General features: G+C 60.0%; 13 protein-coding genes and 1 tRNA gene. 9 read left to right on the top strand and 5 right to left on the bottom strand.

The annotated features are described in order from the left end of the window. The first annotated feature begins 22 nt into the window (after positions 1-22). Positions 23-2,485, top strand: a complete 2,463-nt coding sequence (locus KHP07_RS22505; protein ID WP_214498057.1) for an EAL domain-containing protein — start codon at positions 23-25, stop codon at positions 2,483-2,485. 79 nt (positions 2,486-2,564) lie between these two features. Next, the gene (locus tag KHP07_RS22500) at positions 2,565-3,332 is read left to right on the top strand and encodes an iron-containing redox enzyme family protein (RefSeq protein WP_250883706.1); all 768 of its coding nucleotides are present in this window, start codon (positions 2,565-2,567) and stop codon (positions 3,330-3,332) included. 19 nt (positions 3,333-3,351) lie between these two features. On the opposite strand, the gene KHP07_RS22495 is transcribed toward KHP07_RS22500, so the two are convergent. From KHP07_RS22495 to KHP07_RS22480, 4 genes are all read right to left on the bottom strand, one after another. Next, positions 3,352-4,278, bottom strand: coding sequence for a GGDEF domain-containing protein (locus KHP07_RS22495; RefSeq protein WP_078049526.1), 927 nt, complete (start codon positions 4,276-4,278; stop codon positions 3,352-3,354). A 307-nt stretch (positions 4,279-4,585) separates the two neighbouring features. Then, positions 4,586-5,860 (bottom strand): MFS transporter, encoded by a 1,275-nt coding sequence (locus KHP07_RS22490; protein WP_100490101.1) that lies wholly within the window; start codon positions 5,858-5,860, stop codon positions 4,586-4,588. Positions 5,861-5,914: 54 nt separating this feature from the next. Then, a complete protein-coding gene (locus KHP07_RS22485) occupies positions 5,915-7,069 on the bottom strand; it encodes an acyl-CoA dehydrogenase family protein (RefSeq protein ID WP_214498056.1) in 1,155 nt (384 codons plus the stop codon). A 69-nt stretch (positions 7,070-7,138) separates the two neighbouring features. Continuing rightward, on the bottom strand, positions 7,139-7,915 hold the full coding sequence (locus KHP07_RS22480) for an IclR family transcriptional regulator (RefSeq protein ID WP_252994303.1): 777 nt from the start codon (positions 7,913-7,915) through the stop codon (positions 7,139-7,141). A 358-nt stretch (positions 7,916-8,273) separates the two neighbouring features. On the opposite strand from KHP07_RS22480, the gene KHP07_RS22475 reads away from it, so the two are divergent. Genes KHP07_RS22475 through KHP07_RS22465 form a run of 3 tightly spaced genes read left to right on the top strand, consistent with a single transcriptional unit; the run spans position 8,274 to position 11,850 of the window. Continuing rightward, on the top strand, positions 8,274-9,059 hold the full coding sequence (locus KHP07_RS22475; RefSeq protein WP_214498054.1) for an enoyl-CoA hydratase: 786 nt from the start codon (positions 8,274-8,276) through the stop codon (positions 9,057-9,059). Positions 9,060-9,061: 2 nt separating this feature from the next. Continuing rightward, positions 9,062-10,591: a 3-hydroxyacyl-CoA dehydrogenase gene (locus tag KHP07_RS22470; RefSeq protein WP_214498053.1), complete on the top strand. Its 1,530-nt coding sequence runs from the start codon at positions 9,062-9,064 to the stop codon at positions 10,589-10,591. 26 nt (positions 10,592-10,617) lie between these two features. After that, positions 10,618-11,850 (top strand): CaiB/BaiF CoA transferase family protein, encoded by a 1,233-nt coding sequence (locus tag KHP07_RS22465; RefSeq protein WP_099492299.1) that lies wholly within the window; start codon positions 10,618-10,620, stop codon positions 11,848-11,850. Here the strand turns inward: KHP07_RS22465 and lldD are convergent. Continuing rightward, complete coding sequence (gene lldD / locus KHP07_RS22460) at positions 11,847-12,977, bottom strand: FMN-dependent L-lactate dehydrogenase LldD (protein ID WP_099492300.1); 1,131 nt, start codon at positions 12,975-12,977, stop codon at positions 11,847-11,849. The genes KHP07_RS22465 and lldD overlap by 4 nt on opposite strands. Positions 12,978-13,078: 101 nt before the next feature. Here lldD and KHP07_RS22455 point away from each other — a divergent pair, with 101 nt between their 5' ends. From KHP07_RS22455 to KHP07_RS22440, 4 genes are all read left to right on the top strand, one after another. Continuing rightward, on the top strand, positions 13,079-13,975 hold the full coding sequence (locus KHP07_RS22455; RefSeq protein WP_099492301.1) for a LysR family transcriptional regulator: 897 nt from the start codon (positions 13,079-13,081) through the stop codon (positions 13,973-13,975). 60 nt (positions 13,976-14,035) lie between these two features. After that, positions 14,036-14,111, top strand: a tRNA-Asn gene (locus KHP07_RS22450). Positions 14,112-14,286: 175 nt separating this feature from the next. After that, the gene (locus KHP07_RS22445; RefSeq protein WP_214498052.1) at positions 14,287-16,008 is read left to right on the top strand and encodes a ShlB/FhaC/HecB family hemolysin secretion/activation protein; all 1,722 of its coding nucleotides are present in this window, start codon (positions 14,287-14,289) and stop codon (positions 16,006-16,008) included. 33 nt (positions 16,009-16,041) lie between these two features. Continuing rightward, positions 16,042-23,109: a two-partner secretion domain-containing protein gene (locus KHP07_RS22440; protein WP_214498051.1), complete on the top strand. Its 7,068-nt coding sequence runs from the start codon at positions 16,042-16,044 to the stop codon at positions 23,107-23,109.

Here is a 23,109-nt window from a genome sequence, read left to right as displayed (position 1 = left end):
CAGTGCATGTGCAAGGGACTTCATGAAGCAAAAGCGGACTCTCGGAACGCCAAGGCTGTTGGGCATTGTCTGGCCCTTTATCGCCGTCGTACTGTTCCAGGCATTGTTAGGCTGCGTCAGTCTTTATGTGCTCTCGGCGGTGCGTGGTTACGTGGCTGGCGAAAGCCTGTGGTCCAAGGGCCAGAAGGACGCCATCTACTACCTGACCCTCTACGCCGACAACCGCGACGAAGCCACTTACCTTAAATACCAGCAGGCCATCGCCGTGCCCCAGGGCGGGCATGAGCTGCGCATCGCCCTGGACCGCTCCACCCCCGACCTGAGCGCTGCACGCCTGGGGATTCTCAAGGGCGGCAACCACCCGGATGACGTCTCCAGCCTAATCTGGTTGTACCTCAACTTTCGCCATTTCAGCTATTTGGAAAAAGCCATCGAGCTATGGACCGTGGGCGATGGCTACCTGGTGCAACTCGATGACCTGGCGCGGGAGATGCACGGTGCAATCACCCGTGACCAGGTCAGTGCCAACGATGTGCGGCAATGGAAGGCGCACATCATCGCCATCAACGAAGGTGTGACGCCAGCGGCCAAGGCCTTCAGCGATGCCTTGGGCGAAGGCTCGCGGATGATCCTGCGGCTGCTGTTGATCACTAACCTGGCGACGGCCCTGGGCCTGATCGTGCTGGCGTTGTTGCGTACCCATAAGCTGCTGACCCAGCGCCACGCGTTTGCCGACGCACTGCAGCAAGAGAAGGAGCGGGCGCAGATCACCCTGGAGTCAATTGGCGACGGTGTGATCACCACCGACGTCGACGGCGCCATCACCTATATGAACCCGGCAGCCGAGGCGCTGACCCACTGGAATTCGGCCCAGGCCCAGGGGCTGCCGCTGGCGGCGCTGTTCAAGTTGCTGGATGACAATGCCCAGCCTGACGGCTTTACCTTGATCGAGCATATCGTCAAGGGCCAGCTCAGCGGGGGCAGCGAACACTCCAAAACCATCCAGCGCCTGGATGGCAGCACGGTGTCGGTGACCCTGGTGGGCGCGCCGATCCGCAGTGCCGGCAAAATCACGGGGGCGGTGCTGGTGTTGCATGACATGACCCAGGAGCGTCAATACATCGCCAACCTGTCCTGGCAGGCGACCCACGACGCCCTGACCGGCCTGGCCAACCGCCGCGAGTTCGAGTTCCGCCTGGAGCAGGTGCTGCATCCTTCCACTCAGCAAAACGGCGGGCGCCATGCCTTGATGTTCCTCGACCTGGACCAGTTCAAGCTGGTCAACGACACCTGTGGCCATGCGGCGGGTGACGAGTTGCTGCGGCATATCTGCGCGCTGCTGCAGTCGGACCTGCGCGAGGGCGACACCCTGGCGCGCCTGGGCGGCGATGAGTTCGGGATCCTGCTGGAGAACTGCCCGCCGGCGGTGGCGGAAAAAATCGCCGAGAGCCTGCGCCATACTGTGCAAAGCCTGCACTTCGTCTGGAAGGGCCGGCCATTCATGACCACCGTCAGCATCGGCCTGGTGCACCTGGGGAACACCCCGACCACCCTGGAAACCTCACTGCGCGCCGCCGACATGGCGTGCTACATGGCCAAGGAAAAAGGCCGCAACCGTGTGCAGGTGTACCACGCCGACGATTCTGAACTGTCGCTGCGCTTTGGCGAAATGGCCTGGGTGCAGCGCTTGCACATGGCGCTGGAAGAGAACCGGTTCTGCCTGTACGCCCAGGAGATCTCACCGCTGGGCCACACCGACGGCGGCGATGGGCATATCGAGATTCTGCTGCGCCTGCATGACGAGGCCGGGCGGATGATCCTGCCCGACAGCTTCATCCCGGCCGCCGAGCGTTACGGGTTGATGACATCCCTGGACCGTTGGGTGGTGGAGAACGTGTTCAGGATCATCGCCCGTTGCCTGCTGGAGCGTCCGGAGCGCCCCATGGCTATGTGTGCGATCAATCTGTCAGGCATCACCATTGGCGATGATGACTTCCTTGGGTTTTTGCGTGAGAAGTTTCATACATACAATATTCCGCCGGGAATGATTTGTTTTGAAATTACTGAAACCAGTGCGATTGCAAACTTGGGCAGTGCGATCCGCTTTATTAATGAACTCAAAGCCTTAGGGTGTCATTTCTCCCTGGATGACTTCTGTGCCGGAATGTCCTCATTCGCCTATCTCAAACATTTACCTGTAGACTTCCTGAAGATCGATGGAAGTTTCGTAAAGGATATGCTGGACGACCCGATTAACCGCGCGATGGTCGAAGTGATCAACCACATCGGCCATGTCATGGGTAAGCGCACAATTGCAGAGTTTGTTGAGACACCGCAAATCGAACAGGCGTTACTCGAGATTGGTGTGGATTACGCTCAGGGCTACCTGATTGAACGACCGCAATTGTTTACCTTTGATAGCTTGCAGTGTCGACCTGTGCGGCCGCAGCCTCTGTTATTCAAGGCGCCCGGCACATTCCGCTGAAACATTTGCTGGTCTGTACAATCACACTTAAAAAGGAGCCTTAACAGTGATCGACACATTCATCAGAACCGGCCCGCTTATGGAAGCCTCGAGTTACCCCGCCTGGGCTCAGAAACTGATCCTGGACTGTAGCGAGAGCAAGCGCCGCGTTGTCGAACACGAACTGTACCAGCGCATGCGCGATAACGCGCTCAGCGCCAAGACCATGCGTCACTACCTGATCGGTGGCTGGCCAGTGGTGGAACAGTTTGCCTTGTACATGGCACAGAACCTCACCAAGACCAAATTCGCCCGCCATCCTGGGGAGGACATGGCGCGCCGCTGGCTGATGCGCAATATTCGCGTGGAACTCAACCACGCCGACTATTGGGTGCATTGGGCCCGTGCCCACGGTGTGAGCCTGGAGGAGTTGCAGGCCCAGAACGTGCCGCCGGAGTTGCATGCGCTGAGCCACTGGTGCTGGCACACCAGCTCCGCCGATTCGCTGATCGTGGCCATTGCCGCGACCAACTACGCGATCGAGGGGGCGACGGGGGAGTGGTCTGCGGTGGTGTGCTCCACCGGTGTCTACGCGGCCGCCTTCCCCGAGGAAGAGCGCAAGCGTGCAATGAAGTGGCTGAAGATGCACGCCCAGTACGACGACGCCCATCCGTGGGAAGCACTGGAGATCATCTGCACCCTGGCCGGGATGAACCCAAGCAAGGAATTGCAGGTAGAGCTGCGCCAGGCCGTGTGCAAGAGCTACGACTACATGTACCTGTTCCTGGAAAGCTGCATGCGCCTGGAGAAAGAGAAAGCCCCAGCCGTGCTGCGTGAACGCCAGGCGCGGGTCGCCAGCGAAGCCTGACGTCATTCAATGGCGGGGGTTACCCCGCCATTGCCAGGCGGTTGCGGCCTTCGCGCTTGGCCACGTACAACGCACTGTCGGCCCGGCGCAGCAGGCTTTCGCCAGACTCGGCGGCCAGTAGGGTCGAGCAACCCAGGCTGACCGTCAATTCGATCCGTGTCCCGTCGGCCCAGTATTCCTGGTTCTGTGCCGCCTGGCGCAGGCGTTCACCGACCATCGCCGCCGCGTCACGGCCGGTGTTGGACAGCAGGATCAGAAACTCTTCCCCGCCAAACCGAAACACCATGTCCACGTTCCGCAACTGGCCCTTGATCGCCCCGGCGACGGCGCGCAGTACGTTATCGCCAGCGGCATGACCGTGGGTGTCGTTGATGGTCTTGAAGTGGTCGATGTCCAGCATCAGCAACGACAGCGGGTTCAGGTGCCGACGCGCCATGTCGATTTCCCGTTGCAGGGTCTGGTCCATGGCGATGCGGTTGCCGGTCTCGGTCAGCGGGTCGCGCAGCGCGCTGCGGGTGGCGGCGCGATAGAGCAAGGCGTTGCGCATCGGGTAGAGCAGGGTGGACAGCAGGGATTCGAGCTGGCCGAGTTCTTCTTCCACCAGACGCTGGTTGCGCCGAAAGATCAGCTCGCCGAGGTGCTCGCCCTCATGGCTCAGGCAGTAGCTAACCGAATGGTGGCCGCGATGGCCGAACTCCAGGCGCAAGTCGCTGGCTTGATGGCGGTACTGCAGGGCGTCCAGCGGTACCAGGCGTTGGATCTCGCGGAAGAACACGCCGAGGATGCGCTCCGGTTCCAGGCTGGTCTGCAATTGCTGACTCAGCTGCTGGCGAAGTTGCGCAAGGGTCGTGGGGCGGCGTGGAAGGAGGGATGGCTGACCAAATCCCAGGCGTTGCAATTTGGCGGTGTCAAAGTCAATTGCGTTGGTCTGGGTAGGTGTTTTCATAAGCGATCGGCCTCAAAGCACATAGCTGTCTTACAGGCTCGATGAGAGTGGCGAGTGCCAAGCGTCTTACTGTTCCTTCAGTTCCGTAAAACATAGGTAACAGTTTAGACCGCTTTGCCAAGGGTTATAACCCCTGGGTACTGCCGCACGTCTTGTCATCGCTTAACCTGCTTGGGTGAGGTTAGAGCGAGATTCATGCCAAATAGGTTCAATCTAATTAAATGGCTTATAAATCAAGCGACTGTTTTTATCGCTAAAAACAGTCGCCGAATGATGACGCCAGTTATTTGGCAACTGAAGGCAGGGCTTACTGTTTTTGCGGATCAAACTGCTTATCGCGAATAAACAACGCGGGGATCACACCGCAGATAAAATACGCGCCGCCCATCACCAGGAAGCCCATGCCGATCGAGCCATGGGACGCCAGGAAACCGATGGCCGCCGGTGCCACTGCCGCACCAATGCGCCCGATGTTATAGGCGCCGCCCACTGCAGAGCCGCGAAACTTCGCTTCGAAGCTTTCGGTCATGTACGTGGCATTGACGCCATAGGGAATCCCGTACAGGAAGCCGAACACCACCAGCATCCACAAGATGTTCTCGGGGCTTTGGAACAACACGATTACCGGTAGGAAGACCGCCGTGCCCAGGGCGCCAAATGCAAACACGGCGCGACGTCCCAGGCGATCCGCCGCCAGCCCCGCGAGGATCTTGCCAAAGATCATCGCCGCATAGGTGCCGACCATGTAGCTGGTCATTGACTTGAAGTTCATCCCCAACTCGCCTTCCAGGTAGGACGGCATCCAATTGTTCACTCCGTAGTAGCCGAACTGCAGGAAGCCTGCGGTAAGGGCCCAGAGCAGAAACATGCGGCTGGCCTTCGGGTCGCTGAAGATCAATTTGAACATGCCGTCGGGCTTTTTCGTCATGGCCTGCTGGCTACCAGTGGCTTTCTCCCGTGCTCGCTCGGCCCGTGCGGTCAGCCAGGCCTGGGGCTCGGGGACCAGGCGTTGCATCAGCACGGCGAGGATCACCGGGATGATTGCCACGTAGAACAGCCAGCGCCAGCCGTGCTCGGGAAGGATCCAGCCGGCCAGCAGGGTGGCGACGATGTAACCCACCGACCAACCCGCCTGCAGGGTGCCGAGCACGGTGGTGCGGTAGCGGGTCGGCACGTATTCCGCCATCAGCGTATTGCACGCCACGTACAGCGCGCCCAGGCCGAGGGAGGCGAAAAACCGCGTACTCGCGAACTGCCAATAGCTGTGGGTCATGCCCAGGATCGCCGTGCCCACGGAGAACAGCACGATGCTCCACACCACGGTCTTCACCCGGCCAAAGCGGTCGCAGGCCCAGCCACCGTAGATGCCGCCGATGGCCATGCCGGCCAGGGTGAAACTGCCGAGGCTGCCCGCCTCGACGCTGGTCAGGCCGAATTCGGCCTTGAGGCTGCTGAGGCTGTAGGACAGCAGCATCAGGTCTGCGCCATCGATCAATAGGCCAAGGAAGCAGAAGATAAAAACGATGATCCACAGTTTGCTTTGTGCAGGCGACAACGCGCCCGCCGATGCGGCGACTTCCATAACGATACCTTGCTTGTAGTTGTTAGGGCATTGGGTATGGTGGTGCGGTGAGGCTTAGCGTTGCGCCGCGCGAATCATGTTGCGGGCAATCACCAGTTGCTGGATCTGCGTCGTGCCTTCGTACAGTCGGAACAGGCGCACATCCCTGTAGAAACGTTCGATGGCGTACTCGCTGATGTAACCGGCACCACCATGGATCTGCACGCAACGGTCAGCGACGCGGCCGCACATTTCGGTGGCGAACATCTTCGAGCACGAGGCTTCGGTGCCGATGTCCCGGCCTTCGTCGCGCTGGCGGGCAGCGTCGAGCACCATGCAGCGCGCGGCGTAGATTTCAGCCTTGCTGTCGGCGAGCATGGCCTGGATCAGTTGGAACTCGGCAATCGGTTGGCCGAACTGCTTGCGTTCGATCGCATAGTTCAGCGCGTCGCTCAACATGCGCTCGGCTGCGCCTACGCTGACGGCGGCGATGTGCAAGCGGCCTTTGTCGAGGACCTTCATGGCGGTCTTGAAGCCCACGCCTTCGACGCCACCGATCAATTGGCTGGCGGGCACACGCACGTTGTCGAAAATCACGTCACTGGTGTGCGCGCCTTGCTGGCCCATCTTGTGGTCGCGCTTGCCCAACGACAGGCCTGGCGTTTCACGTTCGACGATAAAAGCGCTGATCCCACCCGAACCCTTGATGCCAGGATTGGTGCGCGCCATTACCGTAAAGATCCCGGCGTGTGGGGCATTGGTGATGAAGCGCTTGGTGCCGTTAATGATGTAGTCATCGCCATCGCGCACCGCCGTGGTTTTCAGCGAGGCGGCGTCGGAGCCGGAGTCCGGTTCGGTGAGGCAGAACGAGCTGAGCAGGTCGCCGCTGGCCAGCAACGGCAGGTAGTGTTCTTTCTGCGCATCGGTGCCGTCGAGCAGGATGCCGATGGAGCCGATGCCATTGTTGGTGCCGAAGTAGGAGCGGAAGGCCGGGGAGGTGCGGCCCAGTTCAAAGGCAATAGTCACCTCTTCTTCCATGGTCAGGCCCAGGCCGCCGTAGGCTTCGGGAATGGTCAGGCCGAACAGGCCCATGTCCTGGAACTGGCTGACGATATCCGCCGGGATCTCATCGGTCTCGGCGACTTCGTTTTCCCGTGGGATCAGCGCTTCGTCGACGAACTGCGCAATGGCGTCCACCAGGATATGAAGCGTTTGTGCGTCTCGGATCATGTGCATTCCTCAGCGGCCCGTTCGGCGGGCCTGTTATCGTCGATCTGCCGAGGCCATGCACCTGTCCAGCTAGCGGGTGGCGGCCTCGATATTGTTCACCATGTGCTTGAGGCGTGGGCCGATGTCGTCTTCGAGTTTCTCCCGGGAGAGGTGGAAACTCGGTCCGCCACAGTTGAACGCCAGCAAGCCGTGTTGTGCGTGTCGCAGCGGTACGGCGATGGCGTTGACATCGCGGTGCCACTCACCGATCGACATGCAGTAGCCGAAATCGGTGTAGTCCCGGAAGGCGCGTTCCAGCCCCTTGCGGATCGTCGGCCAGTCCTCCAGATGGCGCTGGCGGATGTGGTCGAGAATGAAATCCCGCTCGTTTTCCGGCATCGCTGCCAGGCAGGCGCGGCCTGCTGAACTCAAGTGCAACGGCAACCGCGTACCCACCTGGCGGCGCATGGTCATGTTCGCTTCGCCCTGGACCACGTCCAGGTACACCGCGTCGAGGCGGTCCCGGGTGGCCATCGCGACGGCAGCCTGGGCGTACCTGGCCATGGTCTCCATCAACGGATGCGCCACGGCCCGGATCGACAGGTTCGACAGCATCGCGTAACCGAACGCCATCACGCCCACCTCCAACTGGTACCGGCCCGACTGCGGCAGGTGCTTGAGGTAACCCAGGCGCGTCAGCGTGTGGGTCATGCGGGTGATCGTCGGCTTTGGCAGCCCGGTCTTGCGCGCCAATTCCTGGTTGCCCAGCACGCTCTCGCTCGGCGTGAAACAGCGCAGCAGTTCCAGGCCACGGGCCAGGGCGGTGACGAACTGGCGGTCCTTGTCTTCCTCCTCATCGTTGTTCATCGGGTCAATCAACAAATGCTCGAAGGCGTTGTTGCCTGTAGGGACGTTTCCTGCAGGAGCTCCTGGGGTGTCCGAGTCCGCGTTTCGACCGCGCATGTTAATCCTCATTTTTTTATAAAATCAACAAAACAAAATAGTATTCCGCACAGCGAAACTAAGCAACTTTTTAATCCGTGATATTTAATGTCGATAAAACCCTTTAAAACAACATGTTATCGATTGTTTTAGTCAGGCTTAGGGTTTTTACGTTTACACGTGCGGGGTCGATACTTATGATTATCGACAAATACGGAATATTATTTCGCACAGCGAAACTAACAACAATTCCACTAACAAGAACGTTGTAGCAGGAGTGAATGTGACCAGCGCTAACCCACCCGTAGTGACCCTCGACGTCCAGGACAATGGCGTGGCCGTGGTCCGTATCCATCGGCCCGAGGTCAAGAACGCCCTCAATGCCCAGGTGCGTGAAGCCCTTGCCGAGCATTTCCGTGCGCTGTCCCGGCGCCAGGATGTGCGCGCCATTGTGCTGACCGGTGGCGAACAGTTTTTCGTCGCCGGGGCGGATATCAAGGAGTTCGCCGCAGCGGGCGCGATTGATATGTACCGCCGCCATACCGAATACCTGTGGGAAGCCATCAGCCGTTGCCCCAAGCCGGTGATCGCTGCCGTCAACGGTTTTGCCCTGGGCGGCGGCTGCGAGCTGGCGATGCATTGCGACCTGATCGTGGCTGGCGAATCGGCGCGCTTTGCCCAGCCCGAGGTCAAACTGGGCTTGATGCCGGGCGCGGGCGGCACCCAGCGCCTGGTGCGTGCGGTGGGTAAGTTCCAGGCGATGCGCATTGCGCTCACCGGCTGCATGGTCAGTGCGAAGGAAGCCCTGGCGATGGGCATGCTCAGCGAAATGGTCAGCGACGACCAGACACTGCCGCGCGCACTGGAACTGGCCGCGCAGATCGCCGCGCTGCCGCCACTGGCGGTGCAGCAGATCAAGGAAGTGATGCTGGCCGGTGCCGACCTGCCGCTGGAAAGCGCCTTGGTGCTGGAACGCAAGGCGTTCCAATTGCTGTTCGATTCCAAGGACCAGAAGGAGGGCGCCGCGGCGTTCTTCGAGAAACGCACGCCGCAATACCGAGGGGAATAAGCATGACCGACACCCTGAATACGATGGGGCTGGTGGGCACCGGTGTCATGGGCGCAGGCATTGCGCAAATCGCCGCTCAAGCCGGTGTGGCGGTGCGCCTGTTCGATGCCCGTGACGGCGCTGCGCAAGCGGCGCGGGACCACCTCGACAGCACGTTTGCGACGTTGTTAAGCAAGGGCAAGATCAGCCAGGCGGCGATGGACGCGGCGTTGGCCAACTTGCAGGTGGTCGGCCTCATCGACGAGCTGAAGGGCTGCGACCTGGTGGTGGAAGCCATCGTCGAAAACCTCGACGCCAAGCGCGGGCTGCTGCAACAGCTTGAAAGTATCGTGAGCCCGAACTGCATCCTGGCGACCAACACCTCGTCACTCTCGGTCACGGCCATCGCCACCGGTTGCCAGCGCCCTGAGCGCGTGGCCGGGCTGCATTTCTTCAACCCGGTGCCGCTGATGCGCGTGGTGGAGGTGATCGACGGCCTGGCCACCGCGCCGGCGGTCGGTGACGCGCTGCTGGCGCTGGTGGCGCGGATCGGCCATCGCGGTGTGCGCGCCAAGGACACCCCTGGGTTCATCGTCAACCACGCCGGCCGTGCCTATGGCACCGAGGCCCTGAAAATGTTGGATGAAGGCATCGCCGAGCGCGGCGATATCGACCGCATCCTGCGCGACGGCGCCGGGTTCCGCATGGGGCCGCTGCAGCTTCTGGATCTCACCGGCCTGGACGTGTCGCACCCGGTGATGGAGTCGATCTACAACCAGTTCTATCAGGAGCCACGCTACAGACCGTCGCCCCTGACCCGGCAGATGCTGGTGGGCGGCCGCCTCGGGCGCAAGACCGGCCATGGCTTCTATCACTATGAGAACGGCCAGCTCATCAACGGCCCGCAACCCCAGCCGGTGCCCCGTGTGCAACAGCAGCCACCGGTATGGATCGCCACCGAGAACAGTGAAGACTACGAGCGCTTGAGTGCCCTGGTGATCAACTTGGGCGCCCACGTGGAGCACGCCGCGCAACCCTCGCCCGACGCGTTGTGCCTGCTGGCCCCGTATGGCCTCGATGCCACCAGCGCCTGCGTGCGTTTCGATACCGACCCTGCACGGACCCTGTGCGTCGACCTGCTGACGGACCTGTCACGCCATCGCACACTGATGCAAAACCCGCTGACATCCACGGCCATGCGCGACGCGGCACACGCCTTGCTGGCGGCGGATGGCGTGGGCGTCACGGTGATCGGTGACAGCGTTGGCTTCGTGGCGCAGCGCACCTTGGCGATGGTGGTCAACCTGGCGTGTGACATCGCCCAGCAACGCATTGCCAGCGTCGAGGATATCGACCAGGCGGTGCAGCTCGGCCTGGGCTACCCCAATGGTCCGCTGGCGTGGGGCGATGCCCTTGGGCCACGGCGGCTGCTGACGATTTTGCAGCGCATGAGCGAACTCACCCACGACCCGCGTTACCGCCCCAGCCCCTGGTTGCGGCGGCGGGCGATGCTGGGGATTTCCCTGCGCCATGAAGAGCCGACACTCGGCTGATTTCCCAACCTCACAGGATAAGAACAATGGGTGCATTGACAGGTTTGCGGGTGCTGGATTTAAGCCGTGTGTTGGCCGGTCCCTGGTGTGGGCAAGTGTTGGCCGACCTCGGTGCGGAAGTGATCAAGATCGAACGCCCCCAAAGCGGCGACGACACGCGTGGCTGGGGGCCGCCCTGGATGAAGGCTGACAACGGCGAGTCGTCGGGCGAAGCTTCGTATTACCAGTCGACCAACCGTGGCAAGTTATCCGTGGCCATCGACATGGCCAGCCCCGAAGGCCAGGAGCTGGTACGCGCACTGGCGGCCAGCTCGGATGTATTGATCGAAAACTACAAAGCGGGCTCCCTGGCCCGTTACGGTCTGGACTACGCGACCCTGGCAGAGCTCAACCCGCGCCTGGTGTATTGCTCCATCACGGGCTTCGGCCAGACCGGTCCGCGTGCCGAAGAGCCCGGCTACGACTTCATCATCCAGGGCATCGGCGGCCTGATGAGCATCACCGGTGAGCGTGATGACCTGCCGGGCGGCGGCCCGCAAAAAGTCGGCGTGGCGTTTTCCGACCTGATGACCGGCCTGTATTCCACCGTGGCAATCCAGGCCGCGCTGCTCAGCCGGGAACGTACCGGTGTGGGTCAATACATTGATATGGCGCTGCTGGATGTGCAGGTCGCCACGCTCGCCAACCAGAGCATGAATTACCTGGCCTCGGGCAAGGTGCCGCAGCGCTATGGCAATGCCCACGCCAATATCGTGCCTTACCAGGTGTTCCGCGCCGCCGACCGCGACTTCATCATCGCCTGCGGCAACGACAGCCAGTTCATTGCCTTGTGCCAGAGCATTGGCCTGCCACACCTGCCGGACGACCCGCGCTTTCGCCGCAATGCCGACCGCGTGGCGCATCGCGAAGCAATCGTCGCGCTGCTCTCGGCGCACTTCCTGGGACGCAGCGCCGATGAGTGGGTGGCGTGCATCCATGCGTCGAAAGTACCGGTGGGGGCGATCAATTCCATCGCCCAATCCCTGGAAGAGCCCCAGGTGATTGCCCGCAACCTGATGGTGAAAATCCCCCACCCCCGCAACCCGGACTTTGCCATGGTCGGCAGCCCGATCAAGCTGTCGGGTACGCCCGTGGAGTATGTGCGGCCGGCGCCGATGCTGGGGCAACACACCGACGATATCCTCGGCGGGCGGTTGGGCCTGACGCCGGAGCAACTGGCCCAACTCAAGGCACGCGGGATCGTCGAGCAGCAGGGTTAGACCAGGGTGGTGCGGTCGATCTGCTCGATGGAGGTGACGCCGGTCAGGGTCATGGCCACGCGCATTTCCTTGGCGAAGATGTCCAGCAGGTTTTCCACGCCGTGCTGGCCATCGGCGGCCAGTGCATAGGCGGTGGCGCGTCCCAGCAGGCACGCCTTGGCACCCAGGGCGAGCATGCGCACCACGTCCAGTCCGGAGCGGATGCCCGAGTCCACCAGCACCGTGAGGTCATCGCCCACTGCATCGGCAATCGGCGGCAAGGCCTTGGCGGTGGACAGTACGCCGTCCAGCTGGCGCCCGCCGTGGTTGGAGACCACGATGCCGTCGGCGCCGAAGCTCACCGCGTCCTTGGCGTCCTGGGGGTCGAGGATGCCTTTGATGATCATCGGGCCTTTCCAGAACTCACGGATCCACTCCAGGTCTTTCCAGCTGATCGACGGGTCGAAATTGTTCGCCAGCCAGCCGATGTAATCTTCCAGATGGGTCGGTTTGCCCAGGTACTTGGAGATATTGCCCAAGTCGTGGGGGCGGCCCATCAACCCGACGTCGAACGCCCACTGCGGCTTGGTCACGGCTTGCAGCATGCGCCGCTGTGCCGCGAACGGCCCGGACATACCCGAATGAGCATCGCGATAGCGCGCGCCGGGCGTGGGCATGTCCACGGTAAACACCAAGGTGGTGACCCCAGCGGCTTGCGCGCGCTCCAGCGCGTTGCGCATGAAGCCACGGTCCTTGAGCACATACAGCTGGAACCAGATCGCCTGCGCGCTTTGCGACGCCACTTCTTCAATCGGGCAGACCGACACCGTCGACAGGCAGAACGGAATGCCTTTGTTCGCCGCTGCCTTGGCCGCCTGCACTTCGCCGCGCCGCGCGTACATCCCGGTGAGGCCGACCGGGCTGAGGATCACCGGCATGTCCAGTGACTGCCCGAACAGGGTGGTTTTCAGGCTCAGGTTGTCCACATTGCGCAGGATGCGTTGGCGCAGGCTGATCTCGGCCAGGTCCGAACTGTTCGCACGCATCGTGTGTTCGGCGTAGGCGCCGCCATCGATGTAGTCGAACAGGAAGCGCGGCAGCTTGCGCTTGGCGGCTGCGCGGTAGTCGGAGGCGGACGAGATGATCATTATTAGGGGCTCCACAAGGCAAAGTGGGTTCAGGATAGGCAACTCTCTGGCATGATAAAAACAACTTTTATCACTGGTAGCCAGTCGCCAAAGGAATACTGATGAACCTCAGAACATTGCGGGCCTTTGTCGAAGTGGTGCGCCAGGGCGGTTTCTCCCAGGCTGCCGAGGTGGTGGCCCTGACTCAATCCACCGTAAGCAAGGCGGTCAAAACCCTGGAAGAGGAACTGGGCACGCCGCTGCTCAATCGCTTGGGCCACCGCAATGAACTCACCGCTGCCGGCGAAATTGCCTACCGCCGCGCCTTGGTGCTGCTCGCCGAGCGCAATGACCTGGTGGCCGAAATCAACGACCTGCGCGGCCTCAAGCGTGGCGTGCTGCGCATCGGCCTGCCACCCGTGGGCTGCGGCGTGCTCTTCGCAACAATGTTCGCCACCTACCGCAGCCGCTACCCGGACATCGACATCGAACTCACCGAATACGGCAGCAAACGCCTGCGCGAGTGCCTGGAAGCGGGGGAGGTCGACCTGGCGGCGCTGTTGCTGCCGGTCGACGAAGACTTCGATTACCAGCCGGTGCGCAATGAGCCGCTGATGGCCGTGCTGCCCATCAGCCACCCACTGGCTCACCTCGGGCGTATCGACTTCACCCACCTGGCCGATTCGCCGTTCATCCTGTTCGAAGCCGGCTTCGCCCTGAATGCCAAGATCCTCGCCGCCTGTGAGCGCAAAGGCGTCACCCCCAAAGTGACAGCCCGCAGCGGGCAGATCGACTTTATTGTCGACCTGGTCGCGGCCGGCCTGGGCGTGGCCTTCCTGCCACGCATGCTGGCGCACAAGCATCAACACGCCGGCATCGCCCTGATCCCTCTGGACGAACCGCACACCGACTGGCACATCGCCCTGGCCTGGCGTACCAGCGCCCACCTGCCACCCGCCGCCTTGGCATGGCTGGAACTGGCCAGGGAACACGCCGTTTCAACCGGCCATCCGGTTTAATCGCGCCGAATGCTATAGAAAGCTTGACTTCTCCTTTTCAATCAGTAACATACGGCGCATTCCGCGATAGCTCAGTTGGTAGAGCAAATGACTGTTAATCATTGGGTCCCTGGTTCGAGTCCAGGTCGTGGAGCCAGATAGCGACATAAAGAGAAGCCTGCAGAGATGCAGGCTTTTTTTTGCCCGGATTTTATCAAGCTATCCCGAGTATCAGTGCTGAAACAAACTCGTACATTTTATTGACGTCATCAAAGCGCCACCATAAGATCGCCGCCAAAATATGGCATAAGGCCATGTAGAGGGATCTAGACATGTGGCGTTCGGTACATCGGACCAGGCTCGGCCTGCTGTCCGCTTTTTTTTGCCTGGGCACAGCCAGCTTGGCTCAAGGCGCAACTCCGCCGAACACTCCAGGCGTCACTGACCTGATCCGCGACCGCCAGGACCGCCTGCTCGAAGAGCAGCAACGCCGCCTAGAAGAACTCAAAGACCTGCCCGACAAAACCGCCGCGCCAGCCAAGCCATCAGCACCTGTCGACACCCGCTGCTTCCCCATCAACACCATCGAACTCATCGGTGCCGACGCCCTGTCCGAAGGCGAGCGCAACAGCCTGCTCAAACCCTACATCGGCAAATGCCTCGGTGTGCCGCAGCTCAACGAGTTGCTCAAAGTCATCACCGATCATTACCTGGGCAAAGGCCTGGTCACCAGCCGTGCCTACCTGCCACAACAGGACCTCTCCAGTGGCAACCTGAAGGTGCAGGTGATCGAAGGCCGCCTCGAAGGAATGAAGGGCGAAGAGGGCAGCGGTATCACCGATCGCCAACTGGCTATGACCTTCCCCGGCAAACCCGGCGACCTGCTCAACCTGCGTGAAATCGAGCAGATGGTCGATCAGTTGAACCGCCTTCCGTCGAACCAGGCGCAGATGGAGTTGGCCCCCGGCAAGGCCGTCGGCGGCAGTGACGTGCTGGTGAAGAACGCCCCGCAGAAACCCTGGCGCGTCGGCCTGTCACGCCACAACGGTGGCCAGCGCAGCACCGGCGAACAGCAGTGGGGAGCGAGCCTGGATTGGGACAACCCGCTCGGCCTGGCCGACCAACTGTCCCTGCGCGGCGGCCATGATGCGGTCAGCGATCACCAGAAAACCTCGCGTAACTCGATGCTCAATTACAACCTGCCTTTTGGCTGGTGGAACCTCAATTACACCTACAGCGAGTCCGAGTACCGCTCCCTGGCCCATGCCAGCAACTTCAACTTCAAGCAGTCCGGCGACAGCCAGAACCACCAGTTGCGCCTGGAGCGGGTCGTCCATCGTGATGCTCTGAGTAAAACCTCCCTTAGCACCGGCGTGGCCTACCTGCGTACCAACAACTTCATCGACGACAGCAAGCTGGCCCTGAGCAGCAACCGCCTCAGCGAAGCTCAGTTCGGCATCAACCATGGTCGGCGCATAGGCGGGTCATTCCTCAACATCGACCTGGGCATGCAGGACGGCATTGGCGCCTTCGACGCCCAGGCCAATCACAACCCTCGACCGGGCCAGGCTGATGCGCGCTATCGCAAATACACCGCAACGCTGAGCTATCTGTACCCCTTCAAATTGTGGGGCGAGTCGTTCAGCTTCAGCAGCCTGATGACCGGCCAGCGCAGTGAAGACGTGCTGTTCAGCCCACAACGCATGAGCCTCGGCGGGCAGTCTTCGATTCGTGGCTACAAGGACCAGACCCTCAGCGGCGACAGCGGCGGTTACTGGCGCAACGACCTGCGCTGGAGCCGCCCGGTGACCTGGGCCTGGCTGCAACCGGTGTTCAGCGAGTACGGCACCAGCCTCGGCTACGACCAGGGCGTGATCAGCCACGGCCGTTACAACGCCGAGCAGCATGGGCGCATGAGCAGCAACTCGGTCGATCTGTTTGCACGCGGCCAGAACGTCGCGGCCACGGTGACCTTTGCACACTCTTTGGAACGACCGGGGCCGATCACTGAGCGTGAAGCGCCGATCTATTTTCGACTGGATTTCTTTCTTTAAATTTTTACCGCCCCTCGGGCATCGAGAAAATACATGGACGTTCGCCAGTTCGCCTTTCTTGCGCGCCAACCTTCTGCGGCCTTGAAAACCCGTTCCACCTTTCTGTGCCTGCCCAAACGTGGGTTGGCATTGGTGCTTGCCAACGCCATGTTCTGGCAGCCGTTGCTGGCCCAGGCGGACGGTATTGTGGTCAGCGCACCCGGCACCAGCTTGGGCCAGGCGGCGAATGGCGTACCGATCGTCAATATCGCTGCGCCCAATGGCAGCGGGTTGTCGCACAACCAGTTCAAGGACTACAACGTCGGCCAGCAGGGGCTGATTCTTAACAACGCCACCAGCCGTACCCAGTCCACGCAGTTGGGCGGGATCATCCTTGGCAACTCGAACCTCAAGGGTAACGCCGCCAGTGTGATCCTCAACGAGGTGAATGGCGGCAGCCCCAGCCAATTGCGCGGCTTCACCGAAGTGGCGGGGCAGTCGGCCCATGTGATCGTCGCCAATCCCTACGGCATCACCTGCAACGGCTGCGGGTTTATCAACACGCCACAGGCGACCCTGACCACCGGTAAAGCGGTGATCGAAAACGGCCAGGTCAGCCGTTACCAAGTCGATCAAGGCAGCGTCACCATAGAAGGCGCCGGGCTCAACGCCAACAACATCGACCGCTTCGAGATCATCACCCGTTCGGCCAAGATCAATGCCGAGATCCAGGCGAAGAACCTGACAATCATCGCCGGCGCCAACGACGTCGATGCCAAGACCCTCAAGACAACGGCACGTAACGCTGACCCGGCGACCGCGCCTCAACTGGCCATCGACTCTTCGGCGTTGGGCGGGATGTACGCCGGTGCAATCAAGCTCGTGAGCAGCGAAGGCGGCGTGGGCGTGAAGCTCGACGGCAAGATGCTCGCCAGTGGCGGCGACATGCAACTGGATGCCAATGGTCATTTGAGCCTGGTGCAAGCCACCGCCGCCGAAGCGGTTGTCATCAAGGCCCAGAGCCTGGATGCCCAAGGCAAGATCTACGCCGGCACCCGCGTTGAAGCGACCACCCAAGGTACGTTGACCAATCGCAGCGCCATCGCTGCCCAAGACAGCGTTGCGTTGACCACGGCGGGTCAGCTTGAAAACCTGGGCATGATCGAAGCCGGCGTCACCCCGGAGAACACCCGCAACCAGACCGGTGACGTGGTGCTCACCGCCAAGCGCATCGACAACCGTGGCCAGAGCGTTGTCGCCAGCCGTGACCTCAAGGCAACCGCCACCGAAGCACTCGACAACCGTGCGGGCACACTTTCAGCCAGCGCCCGCCTGACGCTTGACGCGCAGGATCTGGACAACCGTGGCGGCACCTTGACGGGTCAGGGTGCGGTCAAGACCACCCTCAGCGGCACACTCGACAACCGAGAAAAAGGCACTCTCGCCAGCGGCGGCGAGCAAACGTTGAACGCTGTGGCAGTAAAAAATATTGATGGCGTCATCAGCAGCCAAGACACGCTGGGCCTGGACGTAGCCAGCCTCGACAACACCAGCGGCAAGATCACCGCCAAAAACACCCTGACGCTTGACGGCATGACCATTGAAAACGCCAAGGGCCAGATCACCAGTCAGGGAGACATCCTCGCCACGGCCAAAACGTTCAGCCAGCAGGGCGGCAAGCTGATCAGCCAAGGCCAACTCACGCTGGTAGCCGACACCCTTGATAACAGTCTTGACGGCTACATCGCGTCCGCCAATGCCATGAGCCTTACGGCCCACCAGCAATTGATTAACACCGGCAAAGGCATTATCAGCACCCAGCAGGGCCTGACGATCAACGGCGGTGCGGTGGACAACACCACCGGCAGCCTGCTCAGCCAGAGCGGTATTACCGCTACGTTGAGCGAGGGGCTCAACAACAGGGACGGTAGCGTCATCACGCAAACAGACGACCTCACTATTGATGCCGATAGCGTCGATAACCGTGGGGGAGTTTTGGCGAGTGTCGCGGGCAAGCTCAAGACCACCCTGGCGTCTGTATTGGATAATGGCAAGTCGCTCAACATTTCCGGCGAGGCAGGGCTGATTCAGGCTCAGTCGCTCGACCTCGGTGCCCAGCAGGCCGTGCTCAACAACGGCGGCCAAGTGTCTGCCCTGAATGGCGATGCCCTGATCACCACCGCCACCCTCGACAACCAAGGCGGCGCCTTGCTGGCCAAGCAACAGCTGGTGGTACGCGCTCACGACCTCAACAACACCCAAGGCCGCGCGGCCGCCGACGCCATCGACTTCGGCCTGACCGGCGTACTGAACAACCAGTCAGGCCTGGTCGAAGGCTCCAGCGGTTTGTTGATCGGCGCCGCCTCCATCAACAACCAGAACGGCAAGTTGCGTTCCCTCGGCCAACAAGGCACCGCCAGCGTGGCCAGCCAGCAATTGCTGGATAACCAGAGCGGCATAATCGAAGCGGCTAACCATGACGTCTCGTTGCGCATGGCCAGCTTCAACAACACGGATGGCAATATCCAGCACGTCGGCACTGGGACCTTTGGAGTCGATCTGGCGAAGTTCAGCAATATCGGCGGAAGCGTTGCAACTGCCGGCACACTGACCGTCGATGCCGCGACCTGGGACAACAGCACCGACATTCAAGCTGATGTGCTCAACGTCACCGTAGGCCAGTTCAACCAGGCAGCCACCGGCAAGCTTGCCGCCAGCCAGAGTTTCACCGGTAAGGGCGACACGTGGACCAATGCCGGGCGCATTACCAGTGGCGGGACGTTCTCCCTGACCGCTACCAACGTCATCAACACCGGTACCCTCGGTGGCGCCGGCAAGGTGGATCTGAACGCCGAAGCTGTACGTAACGACCACGGCCTGATCTTCAGCGGCACCGACATGGCGCTGCGCTTCAAGAATCTGACCAATTACTACGCCGATATCTACAGCCTGGGCGGCCTGAGCATGATGGCTCGCGACGGCGTGGCACGCAGTGCGTCGTTGGAAAACATTTCCAGCCATATCGAAGCCACCAACGATGTGCTGGTGCGCAGCGACAGCGTGATCAACCGCAAGGACGTATTTAGCACCGTCGACGAGGCGGTCTCGGGCTACCTCAGCGTGACGTGCTACGACTGCGGTGGTGATCATCACAACGTCGACTACGTTGCACATGAAGTCTCCAAAAGTGTGGTGGCGACAGATTCGGCCAGCTCTTTGATCCAGAGTGGCGCGAAGCTGACCGTCGAAGGGTCAAGTGTTCTCAATAAGTACAGCACCATGGCCTCGGGCGCTGATCTGCTGATCACCGCTGACAACTTCGCCAACATTGGCGCGACCACCGGTACCAGCACGCGCACGCGTACGTGGAACACCGGTCGTATTACCGATGGTACAGACGAGCGCTTTCGTGCCAACTGGATCTACCCCTACAACGCGCAAGGTAACCCCAAGGTACTACCGGTAGGCGCGCTCAACTCCTTCAATCTGGTAGGTGATACCACCACCGTGACCCCTGGCGACCCGATCGCCTCGGTGATTCAAGCGGGCGGTAACATCAGCATCCAGGCGACCCAACAGCTGGAAAACAGCAGCATCGTACAGTTCGCACCGCCTACACCGGTTTCGGACAAAGGCGGCGCTACTGCAGTGACCAAACCCGCCGTGGTCGTGCTGAACCCACAGCTACCACCTGACCTGGCACAGCAACAAGTCAACCCGACCAATCTGCCGGGCTTCACATTGCCGAGCGGTACGAACGGCTTGTTCCATGTGGTCGATAGCGCCGCTGCAGCCAAAAACAGCCAGGACCTGAGCAAGGCCAACATCCAGGGCTCGGACGCCAGCCGCGTGTTCGTTGGCCCTAAATACCTGGTCGAAACCAACTCCGCCTTCACCGACCTCAAGCAATTCATGAGCTCGGATTACCTGTTGGGCAAACTCGGCTACGACCCTGAAACCAGTTGGAAACGCCTGGGTGACGGCCTTTACGAACAACGCCTGATCCAACAAGCCGTCACTGCCCGAACCGGACAACGTTTCATCGCTGGCCAGACCACCGATGAAGGCATGTTCAAGTACTTGATGAACAACGCCATTGCCAGCAAGGAGCAACTTAACCTCGCCGTCGGTGTAACCCTCACCTCCCAACAAGTCGCCGCACTGACCCACGACATCGTCTGGATGGAAGACCAGGTGGTCAATGGTGAACACGTGTTGGTGCCCGTGTTGTACATGGCCCAGGCGAATAACCGCCTGACGGCGGATGGCGCGCTGATTCAAGGCAAGGATGTGACGCTGATTGCCGGTGCGGATTTGAAGAACGCCGGGACCTTGCGCGCCAGTGAAAGCCTGTCGGCAGCGGCGGGTAATAACCTGGTGAATACAAGGCTGGCCGAGGCTGGTGAAAAGCTCAAGCTGGTCGCGGGCAAGGACCTGGTGAACATGCAAGGCGGCATCCTCAAAGGCAAGGATGTTGACCTGAGCACGTTGACCGGCGATATCCGCAACGACCGGACCATCACCACGATTGAAAACAGTGGAAAAGGGTTCAGCTCCAAGACTGCTGTTGTGGATAGCGCTGCGAGCATTGAAGCCGGAAACAACCTGACGATGCATGCCGCTCGCGACCTGCTGAACGTGGGCGGGGCCATTACGGCAGGCAAGAACGCGGAGTTAAGCGCGGGTAATGATGTGGTGATTGCGGCGGCTCGCGAAGAAACCGGGTCGATGCGTCAGGACAAACGGCATTTCTGGGAACAAAGCCAGACGGTGCAGCATGCCAGTGAGATCAAGGTCGGTGGGGATCTCGATGTTGTGGCGACGAATGAGCTCACGATGGTCGCCAGCCATGTCAAGGCGGGGAGCGACGTCAACCTGTCTGGCAAGGATGTGAACCTCCTGGCGGCTGCCAACGAAGAATCAAGTGAGTACCGCTATAAACGCAGCGGCAAGAAGATCAATCAGGATGAAGACCATATTCGGCAGCAGGGTACGACGATTGATGCCAGTGGAGATGTAAACGTCGTTGCGCTGAACGACGTGACGATGGTGGCCAGCAAAATCAACGCTGGTAATGAGGCGTATCTGGTTGCCGGTAACCAGCTGAATTTACTGGCTGAGCTCAATCGCGACTACTCCCTTTATGACATGACCAAGAAAGGCAGTTGGGGGAGTAACGCGGCGAAACGGGATGAGGTGACGCAGCACACAAACGTCGGCAGTGAAATCAAGACGGGCGGCAATCTCACGCTCAAGAGTGGCGGCGATCAACGTTATCAAGTGGCAACCCTGGATAGCGGAAAGGACCTGACGCTGGATAGCGGTGGCCGCATCGTGTTTGAGGGGGTGAAGGATTTCCACGATGAGAGCCATACCAAGAGCAAGGGTGACTTGGCTTGGTACAAGATGAAAGGCGAAGGGAAAACGGATGAGACCCTTCGGCAAAGCGCTCTGATCGCTCAAGGCAAGCTTGTCATTAATGCGGCCGAAGGCATTCGTATTGACATCAAACAGGTCGATCAACAAAGCGTTAGCCAAACCATCGACGCGATGGTTCAAGCTGATCCGAACCTTGCTTGGATGAAGCAGGCGGAAGCTCGGGGCGATATCGATTGGCGCCAAGTAAAAGAAATTCACGACAGCTTCAAGTATGAATCGTCCGGTCTGGGAGCCGGCGCCAAGATTGCCATCGCAATTCTGATGTCTTTCATACTTGGCCCTGCGGGTCTTGGGTTGAGTGGGACTAACTTGGCTGTCGCGGCCAGCTTGAGCACTACTGCAGTCACCAGCACCATTGATAACAAGGGCAATCTTGGTCTGGCGATTAAAGATACGTTCAGCGCGGGTAGTTTGAAGAACGCTGCGATTGCAGGGTTTACTGCTGGGTTTCTTGATTACGCGGACGATAAATGGTTTACGGCAGCCGATGGTGCAGGGTCCGCCACACAGGGTATTCAACCTGCGGATGGTGCTGCCGTAAGCACAGCTAACCCTTCCAAAGACATATTCCGTTGGAGCAATGCGACTGATGCGGCGACTCGTACAGTAACTCGAGCAGTTATCAGCAGTGGCGTATCCACTGCGATTGGTGGTGGCAGCTTCGGCAATAATTTCAACGCGGCCCTATTGGGCGAGGCGGGGAATATGGCCATGGCTACCGGTTTCAATTGGGTAGGGGATCAGATCACCTTTCCAAATGGAAGTGTTCAGAAAATTGCTGCCCACGCCATTATGGGTGGCTTATTGGCAGAGCTGACTGGGAGTGACTTCAAGACCGGTGCTGCTGCCGCCGGATTGAACGAGGCCTTGATTAACGTCATGGCCGATGCGGCTGGTAAAAATGATCAGTTGCAGTTGGTTTTTTCTCAGCTCACAGGGTTGATTGGTGCGGCAGCTGTAGGAGGAGATCTTAATACAGGTTCAGTGATTGCTCAGAAGGCTACAACGTTCAACTATCTGTATCATGAAGAAATCAAGGAAATGCTTCGTGAGGTCGATAGTAAGAGTACGGCAACTGAGAAACAGGAAGTCATTGACCGCTACAATGCGTTAAGCGCGAAAAGGGATGCTGAGCTGGACGAATTATGTGTCAGGTCTCCTGACCAGTGCAGGGCGATTTCTATCAGGCTCGCTGATGACTATCAAAAATCAGCTGATTTGATCAGCGTGCTACGTCATGAAGGCAACCCCGCAGCATCAACCGTAGGCATGATTATTGATCAAAACTTCGGATCCACTGCAAATATTGGTGCGATAATTGGAGTCAAAGGTGATACTACTATTGCTACGTTGGCAGCAGAAGCGATTAAGCAGGGCATTTTCATCATGCCTGGCAAACGGTCTAAAGCGAAGGTAACAGACGTAGAGTTTTTACCGAAGGCCACTCGAAACAGCGCGGGACAGATTAATGCGAATGTTTCTCAGAGCAGTGCAATTAAAACTCTTGAATCTAGTGGCTACATCAAAACGGTTTCTAAAGATGGTTCAGTTACGATTTTATCAAATTCTGAAAAAACTTATCGTTTCTATCCTTCGTCCACATCCACGGGTCAACCCTCTGCATCACTGACTATCAATGGTATGAAAAAACCGATTACTAAAATCAGATTTTCAGGAGAATAG

Source organism: Pseudomonas sp. VS40 (assembly GCF_018587885.1).
In the GTDB taxonomy this organism is placed as follows: Bacteria; Pseudomonadota; Gammaproteobacteria; order Pseudomonadales; family Pseudomonadaceae; genus Aquipseudomonas; species Aquipseudomonas pergaminensis.
This window is presented reverse-complemented; position numbering and strand designations above follow the sequence as displayed.

Coding starts and splice junctions, on each gene's coding strand:
- KHP07_RS22470 (WP_214498053.1), top strand. CDS start 9,062: ATGACCGACACCCTGAATACGATGGGGCTGGTGGGCACCGGTGTCATG.
- KHP07_RS22490 (WP_100490101.1), bottom strand. CDS start 5,860: ATGGAAGTCGCCGCATCGGCGGGCGCGTTGTCGCCTGCACAAAGCAAA.
- KHP07_RS22445 (WP_214498052.1), top strand. CDS start 14,287: ATGTGGCGTTCGGTACATCGGACCAGGCTCGGCCTGCTGTCCGCTTTT.
- KHP07_RS22465 (WP_099492299.1), top strand. CDS start 10,618: ATGGGTGCATTGACAGGTTTGCGGGTGCTGGATTTAAGCCGTGTGTTG.
- KHP07_RS22495 (WP_078049526.1), bottom strand. CDS start 4,278: ATGAAAACACCTACCCAGACCAACGCAATTGACTTTGACACCGCCAAA.
- lldD (WP_099492300.1), bottom strand. CDS start 12,977: ATGATCATCTCGTCCGCCTCCGACTACCGCGCAGCCGCCAAGCGCAAG.
- KHP07_RS22440 (WP_214498051.1), top strand. CDS start 16,042: ATGGACGTTCGCCAGTTCGCCTTTCTTGCGCGCCAACCTTCTGCGGCC.
- KHP07_RS22500 (WP_250883706.1), top strand. CDS start 2,565: ATGGAAGCCTCGAGTTACCCCGCCTGGGCTCAGAAACTGATCCTGGAC.
- KHP07_RS22480 (WP_252994303.1), bottom strand. CDS start 7,915: ATGAACAACGATGAGGAGGAAGACAAGGACCGCCAGTTCGTCACCGCC.
- KHP07_RS22455 (WP_099492301.1), top strand. CDS start 13,079: ATGAACCTCAGAACATTGCGGGCCTTTGTCGAAGTGGTGCGCCAGGGC.
- KHP07_RS22485 (WP_214498056.1), bottom strand. CDS start 7,069: ATGATCCGAGACGCACAAACGCTTCATATCCTGGTGGACGCCATTGCG.
- KHP07_RS22505 (WP_214498057.1), top strand. CDS start 23: ATGAAGCAAAAGCGGACTCTCGGAACGCCAAGGCTGTTGGGCATTGTC.